This is a genomic window from Marinicrinis sediminis, assembly GCF_042685085.1.
Taxonomy (GTDB): Bacteria; Bacillota; Bacilli; order Paenibacillales; family KCTC-33676; genus Marinicrinis; species Marinicrinis sediminis.
In genome coordinates this window covers 833177-834137 of record NZ_JBHUMM010000043.1, presented here as the reverse complement: position 1 = coordinate 834137, position 961 = coordinate 833177, and the positions used below count along the sequence as shown (strand labels likewise).

The window sequence follows — 961 nt, the reverse complement described above, 5'->3', positions numbered from 1 at the left end:
CCCCCCTCAAGATGAGATTTCCCCTTTGGTAAGACCCCTTGTAGACGACAAGGTTGATAGGTTCGAGGTGGACGTGCAGCAATGCATGGAGCTGACGAATACTAATCGGTCGAGGGCTTATCCCAAAAAACACCCAAAAAAGTGACGGAACGCTTTGTAGCGCATACCGAAACCTTTTTCGGGGCCCGGAACGATTCCGGGTAAGCAGTACCTGATTCAAACCTAAACCTTTCGCATTCAGTTTTGAAGGAGCAAGTCTTCTTCCTATAGGTTCGGCATCGAGATGCTTTTGGCGAAGTGTCTTGCTAGATGTCCGAGCTTTATATATCGGGGCCATAGCTCAGCTGGGAGAGCGCCTGCCTTGCACGCAGGAGGTCAGCGGTTCGATCCCGCTTGGCTCCACCATATTCCCTGATAGCTCAGTTGGTAGAGCACTCGGCTGTTAACCGAGTTGTCACAGGTTCGAGTCCTGTTCGGGGAGCCACGGAGAGGTGTCCGAGCTGGCCGAAGGAGCACGATTGGAAATCGTGTAGGCGTCACAAGCGTCTCGAGGGTTCGAATCCCTCTCTCTCCGCCAGTCATTTTCAAGGCCCCTTGGTCAAGCGGTTAAGACACCGCCCTTTCACGGCGGTAACACGGGTTCGAATCCCGTAGGGGTCACCATTTACAACTTTAACAAGGACGCTTAGCTCAGCTGGGAGAGCATCTGCCTTACAAGCAGAGGGTCGGCGGTTCGATCCCGTCAGCGTCCACCATGAAAGTCATTGCCGCGGGGTGGAGCAGTCTGGTAGCTCGTCGGGCTCATAACCCGAAGGTCGTAGGTTCAAATCCTGCCCCCGCAATATTCTCATCATCATTTGATCTTGAGAAGAACATCATCTGGAGCTGTGGTGTAGAGGCCTAACATGCCTGCCTGTCACGCAGGAGATCGCGGGTTCGAATCCCGTCAGCTCCGCCATTC

General features: G+C 53.9%; 7 tRNA genes and 1 rRNA gene. All 8 read left to right on the top strand.

The features are described from left to right. Window positions 1–125: ribosomal RNA gene (locus tag ACFSUC_RS17790) — 23S ribosomal RNA — on the top strand; the annotation flags it as partial. Between the two features lie 204 nt (window positions 126–329). After that, window positions 330–405: transfer RNA gene (locus ACFSUC_RS17785), tRNA-Ala, on the top strand. A gap of 3 nt (window positions 406–408) precedes the next feature. Next, a tRNA-Asn gene (locus ACFSUC_RS17780) sits at window positions 409–484 on the top strand. Between the two features lies 1 nt (window position 485). Next, window positions 486–577, top strand: a tRNA-Ser gene (locus ACFSUC_RS17775). Window positions 578–588: 11 nt separating this feature from the next. Beyond that, window positions 589–663: transfer RNA gene (locus tag ACFSUC_RS17770), tRNA-Glu, on the top strand. Between the two features lie 16 nt (window positions 664–679). Further along, window positions 680–755: transfer RNA gene (locus tag ACFSUC_RS17765), tRNA-Val, on the top strand. A gap of 13 nt (window positions 756–768) precedes the next feature. Further along, a tRNA-Met gene (locus ACFSUC_RS17760) sits at window positions 769–842 on the top strand. A 39-nt stretch (window positions 843–881) separates the two neighbouring features. Next, a tRNA-Asp gene (locus tag ACFSUC_RS17755) sits at window positions 882–958 on the top strand. The last annotated feature ends 3 nt before the right edge of the window (window positions 959–961 follow it).